A 6,554-nucleotide genomic window follows, 5' to 3' on the forward strand; every position below is an offset into this window, starting at 1 on the left:
GAATAGCCTTATACTATGCCTTATAATGGTATAAAAAAGGCACGCCCTTAATCACGCCAGATTCAAAAATCTTTTTCGTGATATTTTCCACTTTGGTGCGTAAATCTTCAGGCTCTTTTTGGGCGTTAATATCGTATTGGGTGGAATAAATCTTTTCAAGAATAGAGATTTTATCTTCCACGCTCGCTCCCCTAGCCCTAGCTTTCGCCATTTCTTCTTGGATCAAAGCCGCTTTTTTAGCTGAATTGACCCCAAGCCACCCCACTACAACCATTCTCACGGTGTTTTCTTTCAAGTGATCCCTGAGTTTAGTGAGCTCTTTTTGGCAATGTGGGCACATGGGATCAGAGACAATATAAAGGATTTTGTCCTTATTTGCAGCGTTAGTGGAAGGTAACTCTATCGCATAATCAGCCGGTATTTCATTAAAAATAGCGTTCAATTTCGCGCTATTTTGTTGGGTGGCGTTAAGGGCTTGGATTTTTTGATTAGTTTCTGCGACTAATTGCACATCTTCGCTTTTATTACTAAAAAAGATATTGCTAAGCCCTATGACTAAATTACCATCCTTGCTCACCACAAGCGGGATATTGTATTTAGTGTCCGGATCTTCTATGACGACCATTTTCAAATCCTGGCTGGATTTCAAAGGTTTGACTTCTAAAATACGCACCTTCTTATTGGTTTGTTTTTCAATCACCTTAACTAAATTGTCTTGCATTTGCTTATTAGCTGCTGGGGTTTTAGGGGCTGCCCCTAAGCTTACAAGAAGTAACGCGCTCAACACGCTCGCTCTTAATATCATTAAAAACTCCTAAAGTTCAATAGTCTCAATCCCTATAATAGAAGGAATAAGCTTGTTAAATGGGTATAATACCATAAAATCCCTATTTTATAAGGCTTAAAGATGATTATCATTCCTGCTAGATTAAAATCCAGTCGTTTTGAAAATAAAGTGCTAGAAGATATTTTTGGCTTGCCTATGGTAGTGCGTTGCGCTAAAAACGCGAATCTAGTAGATGAATGCGTAGTCGCTTGCGATGATGAAAGCATCATGCAAACATGCCAAAAATCCCGCATTAAAACGGTGCTAACCTCCAAACGCCATAATAGTGGCACAGAACGCTGTTTGGAAGCGGCGCGAATTTTAGGGTTAAAAAGCGATGAAAGGGTTTTAAACTTGCAAGGCGATGAGCCTTTTTTAGAAAAAGAAGTCATTTTAGCCTTATTAGAAGCCACCAAAAACGCCCCTTTCATGGCGACTTGCGCTAAAGTCATTGATGAAGAGCAGGCCAAAAGCCCCAATTTAGTCAAGGTGGTTTTAGATCATCAAAATAACGCCTTGTATTTTTCGCGCTCCCTTATCCCCTTTTTACGAGATTTTAATACGAAACGCCAAACCCCCCTTTTAGGGCATATCGGTATCTATGGCTTCCACAATAAAGAAATCTTAGAAGAACTATGCGCTTTAAAACCTTGCGTTTTAGAGGAAATAGAAAAATTAGAGCAATTAAGGGCTTTGTATTACCAAAAAAAGATTGCAGTAAAAATCGTTCAAAGCCAAAGCGTGGGCATTGACACCAAAGAAGATTTGCAAAACGCTTTGAAACTTTTTAGCCCCGATCTCCTTGAGCGGTGAAATTCAAAAATATTCAAGGCATTCTTCACTATCAAAAACCTTTTTTTAAATCCAAGAAAAAAGCAAAATTGGTTGATTTTTGCTCAATTTTATTAAAAATTCAATAAATTTATGTCATACTTTAAACGAATTGTAAATAAAGTTTCAATTTGATACGATTTTACAAATAAAACATTACTTTAAGGAACATTTTATGAAAAAAACGATTTTACTTTCTCTTATGGCGTCATCGCTCCTTGCTGAAAATGACGGCGTTTTTATGAGCGTGGGCTATCAAATCGGCGAAGCGGTTCAACAAGTGAAAAACACCGGCGAAATCCAAAAAGTCTCCAACGCTTACGAAAATTTGAACAATCTTTTAACCCGCTATAACGAGCTCAAACAAACGGCCTCTAACACTGATTCAAGCACCACTCAAGCGATTGACAATCTAAAAGAGAGCGCTAGCCGATTGAAAACAACCCCAAATACCGCTAATCAAGCCGTGTCCTCAGCGCTCAGCTCTGCGGTGGGCATGTGGCAAGTGATAGCCTCTAATTTAGCTAATGGCACGCTACCCACTAGCGAATACAACCAAATCAATGCGATTTCTCAATTGCTCCAAAACACCCTAGAAAATAAAAACAATGATCTTAAAATTGAAAATGATTACGAACATCTTTTAACTCAAGCTAGCACCATTATTACCACCCTTCAAAGCCAATGCCCAGGAATAGACGGAGGCAATGGCAAACCATGGGGCATTAATGCAAGCGGGAACGCATGCGCTATTTTTGGCAGCACCTTTAGCGCCATTAATAGCATGATTGATAGCGCTAAAAAAGCCGCCGCAGAAGCCCGAAGAACTAGCCCAGAAAATCCAAACCAACAAAGCGCGTTTACCAACGCTGATTTCAATAAAAACCTTAATCAAGTCTCAAGCGTTATTAATGACACTATCTCTTATCTCAAAGGGGATAATTTAGAAACCATCTATAACACCATTCAAAAAACGCCTAATTCTAAAGGGTTTCACAGTTTGGTGAGCCGGTCTAGCTATAGTTATTCTCTCAACGAAACCCAATATTCTCAATTCCAAACCACCACCAAAGAGTTTGGCCATAACCCCTTTAGAAGCGTGGGATTAATCAACTCTCAAAGCAATAACGGGGCGATGAATGGCGTGGGCGTGCAATTAGGCTATAAGCAATTCTTTGGGAAAAATAAATTTTTTGGGATCCGGTATTATGGCTTTTTTGATTACAACTATGCGTATATCAAATCCAACTTTTTTAACTCCGCTTCCAATGTTTTCACTTATGGCGCGGGCAGTGATCTTTTATTGAATTTTATTAATGGCGGATCTGATAAAAACCGCAAAGTCTCTTTTGGCATTTTTGGAGGCATCGCTCTAGCCGGCACGACATGGCTTAATTCCCAATTGGTGAATTTAAAAACCACCACTAGCGCCTACAACGCCAAAATCAACAACACTAATTTCCAATTCTTATTCAATACCGGTTTAAGGCTTCAAGGGATTCATCATGGCGTTGAATTAGGCGTGAAGATCCCCACCATCAACACGAATTACTATTCTTTCATGGGCGCTAAATTAGCCTATAGAAGACTTTATAGCGTGTATTTCAATTACGTTTTGGCTTATTGATATTGAATCGGTTCTCATTATTAATGAGGACAAAGCCAATTTTTTGGCTCTCAAGCGAATAATGGCATCATTTTACTTGACTTTTTACAAAAAACACACTAAAATTTCTTTTTATTTTTTGAGCGAAATTCCAGATTAGCTCAGCGGTAGAGTAGGCGGCTGTTAACCGCTTGGTCGTAGGTTCGAATCCTACATCTGGAGCCATACTTTTAACTACCTAACTTTTTATAGCAAAGCTTCATGCAATCCCTTTAGATTTGATCCATAACGCATTGACTAACACCCCCACCACAACCCCTATCGCTAAATTATGCGTGTATAAAACCACCGCCACGACTAAGAGCATGTTCAGCGTGTCATAGAGCTTGATTTTTTTAATGTTGATAATGGATTGGAAATTAAAAGTGGTGAAAGAAATCATCACCATCACCGCCACAACCGCTACAATGGGGATCTTAACCACGTATTCATTAAACACTAATATTAGCACCATTAAAGAAAAGCCGGCAAAAAAAGTAGAAAGCCTTGTTTTAGCCCCGGATTTTGCGTTGATGATAGACTGCCCCACTAAAGCGCACCCTGTCATTCCCCCCAAAAGCCCTGAGATGATATTCCCCAAGCCTTGCGCTTTAGTTTCTTTGTTTTTATCGCTCACGCCGTCTTTTAAAATAACGTCTAAAGTTTTAGCGGTCAATAAGCTTTCTATCGTGCCTACTAGCGCTAAAGAAAGAGCGTAAGGCAACAATTCTATAACGATTTTAAAATCCAAATTTTTGGGGATAATGAGAAAATGAAAGCCTGAAACCCCTTGTTCAATACTCCCCAAATTCGGCGCATGCACATCAAAAATCAAAGCGATCGCGCTGATTGCAAGGATACAGATTAAATTAGAGGGGATTTTTTTAGTGATTAAAGGGAAGAGATAAATGATCAATATCCCGATAAAAAGTAAGATAAACACCCCTAAATTTTGGTTTTGAAGGAATTTGAATTGCTCTGTTAAAAGCAAAATGCCTAGCGCGTTCACAAAACCATACATCACTGATTGAGGGATAAATCTTAAAAGATTCCCTATTTTCAAATAGCCTAAAAGAATTTGCAATATTCCTGTCATAAGAGTCGCCACGCCCGCGTATTCAAGCCCATAGTTTTTCACCACGCCCACCAAAATGAGCGCCACTGAACCGGCCGCTGCGCTAATCATCGCCTTTCTAGCCCCAAAAAGAGACAACACAAAAGCCATGTAAAAGGTCGTATAAAACGCTACGCCCACATCTAAACCCACCATGATCGCAAAACCGGCCGTCTCTGGGATCACAGAAAGCCCCACCACAAAACCAGACAGCAAATCTTTTTGAATGTTGCTCAACCATTCTTTTTGTATCTTTTCCAACATGCCTTTCTTTCCCATTAAAATGGCTTGATTGTAACCAAAGATTTAAAAACCAATTTCAAACCGGATAAAATCCCTTTTCTTAAATCAAGCTCTATGATATTTTATTGTAAAAAATACTTAAAATTGTTTTTTTTTTTTTTTTCAAAATATAAATTTTAAGCTAAAAATAAGCACTTTATGGTAAAATGGCGAAATTTCATAAACATGACCATCATGGGAATGTGAAATCAAGAAAATCTATAAAGGAGAAAACATGAAAATCAAAAAATCCCTCTTTGCTCTCTCTCTTTCTCTCATGGCTTCATTATCAAGGGCTGAAGATGACGGATTTTATATGAGTGTGGGCTATCAGATCGGTGAAGCCGCTCAAATGGTAACAAACACCAAAGGCATTCAAGATCTTTCAGAACATTATGAAAGTTTAAGCAACCTTTTAAACCAATACAACTACTTAAATTCCTTAGTCAATTTAGCCAACACGCCGAGCGCGATCACGAGCGCGATTGATAATCTAAGCTCAAGCGCGATCAACCTCACTAGCGCTACCACCACTTCCCCAGCCTATCAAGCTGTGGCTTTAGCGCTCAATGCCGCTGTGGGCATGTGGCAAGTCATAGCCTTTGGTATCAGCTGTGGCCCTGGCCCTAATCTTGGCCCAGAACATTTAGAGAATGGAGGCGTTCGATCGTTTGATAACACGCCAAACTACAGCTACAACACCGGTAGCGGAACGACCACCACCACTTGTAATGGAGCCAGTAATGTAGGGCCCAATGGCATTCTATCTAGTAGTGAATACCAAGTTCTCAACACCGCTTATCAAACTATCCAAACCGCTTTAAACCAACATCAAGGGGGTGGGATGCCTGCCTTGAATAGCTCCAAAAATATGGTAGTCAATATCAATCAAACTTTCACAAGAAACCCTACCACAGAATACACTTACCCTGATGGAAATGGCAATTATTATTCAGGCGGGTCTCCAACCACAATCCAGCTAAAAATTAGCAGTGTCAATGACGCTGAAAACCTTTTGCAACAAGCCGCTACCATCATCAATGTCCTTACCACCCAAAACCCGCATGTGAATGGTGGCGGTGGGGCATGGGGGTTTGGCGGTAAGACTGGGACTGTGATGGATATTTTTGGCGATAGCTTTAACGCTATTAACGAGATGATTAAAAACGCTCAAACAGCCCTAGAAAAAACCAAACAACTTAACGCTAATGAAAATAACCAAATCACGCAACCAGACAATTTCAACCCCTACACTTCTCAAAACAAAGGGTTCGCTCAAGAAATGCTCAACAGAGCTAACGCTCAAGCAGAGATTTTAAATTTAGCCCAACAAGTTGCGGACAATTTCCACAGCATTCAAGGGCCTATCCAACAAGATCTAGAAGAATGCACCGCAGGATCAGCTGGTGTGATTAACGACAACACTTATGGTTCAGGCTGCGCGTTTGTGAAAGAGACTCTCAATTCTTTAGAGCAACACACCGCTTATTATGGTAACCAGGTCAATCAAGAAAAAGCCTTGGCTCAAACCATTTTGAATTTTAAAGAAGCCCTTAACACTTTAGGGAACGACTCAAAAGCGATCAATAATGGTATCTCTCACTTGCCTAACGCCAAGTCCCTTCAAAACATGACGCATTCCACTCAAAACCCTAATTCCCCAAAAGGTTTGCTCACTTATTCTTTGGATACCAACAAATACAACCAGCTCCAAACCATCAACCAAGAATTAGGCCGAAACCCCTTTAGGAAAGTGGGTATTGTTAGTTCTCAAACCAATAATGGTGCGATGAATGGGATCGGTATTCAGGTGGGCTATAAGCAATTCTTTGGCCAAAAAAGAAGATGGGGCGCAA

Annotated in this window: 5 protein-coding genes and 1 tRNA gene; 4 read left to right on the plus strand and 2 right to left on the minus strand. The window is 40.0% G+C overall.

The features are described 5' to 3' along the window. Positions 1 to 13 precede the first annotated feature (13 nt). Complete coding sequence (gene dsbK / locus EAL87_RS02695) at positions 14 to 805, minus strand: protein disulfide-isomerase DsbK (protein WP_120912868.1); 792 nt, start codon at positions 803 to 805, stop codon at positions 14 to 16. 102 nt (positions 806 to 907) lie between these two features. On the opposite strand from dsbK, the gene kdsB reads away from it, so the two are divergent. The 3 genes from kdsB (at position 908) to EAL87_RS02710 (ending at position 3,488) form a co-directional block, all read left to right on the plus strand. Further along, positions 908 to 1,639, plus strand: a complete 732-nt coding sequence (kdsB, locus tag EAL87_RS02700; RefSeq protein ID WP_120912869.1) for a 3-deoxy-manno-octulosonate cytidylyltransferase — start codon at positions 908 to 910, stop codon at positions 1,637 to 1,639. A gap of 193 nt (positions 1,640 to 1,832) precedes the next feature. Further along, the gene (gene hopA / locus EAL87_RS02705) at positions 1,833 to 3,284 is read left to right on the plus strand and encodes a porin HopA (RefSeq protein WP_120912870.1); all 1,452 of its coding nucleotides are present in this window, start codon (positions 1,833 to 1,835) and stop codon (positions 3,282 to 3,284) included. A 129-nt stretch (positions 3,285 to 3,413) separates the two neighbouring features. Then, positions 3,414 to 3,488: transfer RNA gene (locus EAL87_RS02710), tRNA-Asn, on the plus strand. 34 nt (positions 3,489 to 3,522) lie between these two features. On the opposite strand, the gene EAL87_RS02715 is transcribed toward EAL87_RS02710, so the two are convergent. Beyond that, positions 3,523 to 4,680 (minus strand): SulP family inorganic anion transporter, encoded by a 1,158-nt coding sequence (locus EAL87_RS02715; protein ID WP_162972554.1) that lies wholly within the window; start codon positions 4,678 to 4,680, stop codon positions 3,523 to 3,525. 253 nt (positions 4,681 to 4,933) lie between these two features. On the opposite strand from EAL87_RS02715, the gene EAL87_RS02720 reads away from it, so the two are divergent. Beyond that, on the plus strand, positions 4,934 to 6,554 hold a 1,621-nt coding region (locus EAL87_RS02720), incomplete at its 3' end, for a SabA family sialic acid-binding adhesin (protein WP_205584680.1).

Origin of the sequence: Helicobacter pylori (assembly GCF_003636935.1) — a bacterium.
Taxonomy (GTDB): Bacteria; Campylobacterota; Campylobacteria; order Campylobacterales; family Helicobacteraceae; genus Helicobacter; species Helicobacter pylori_CH.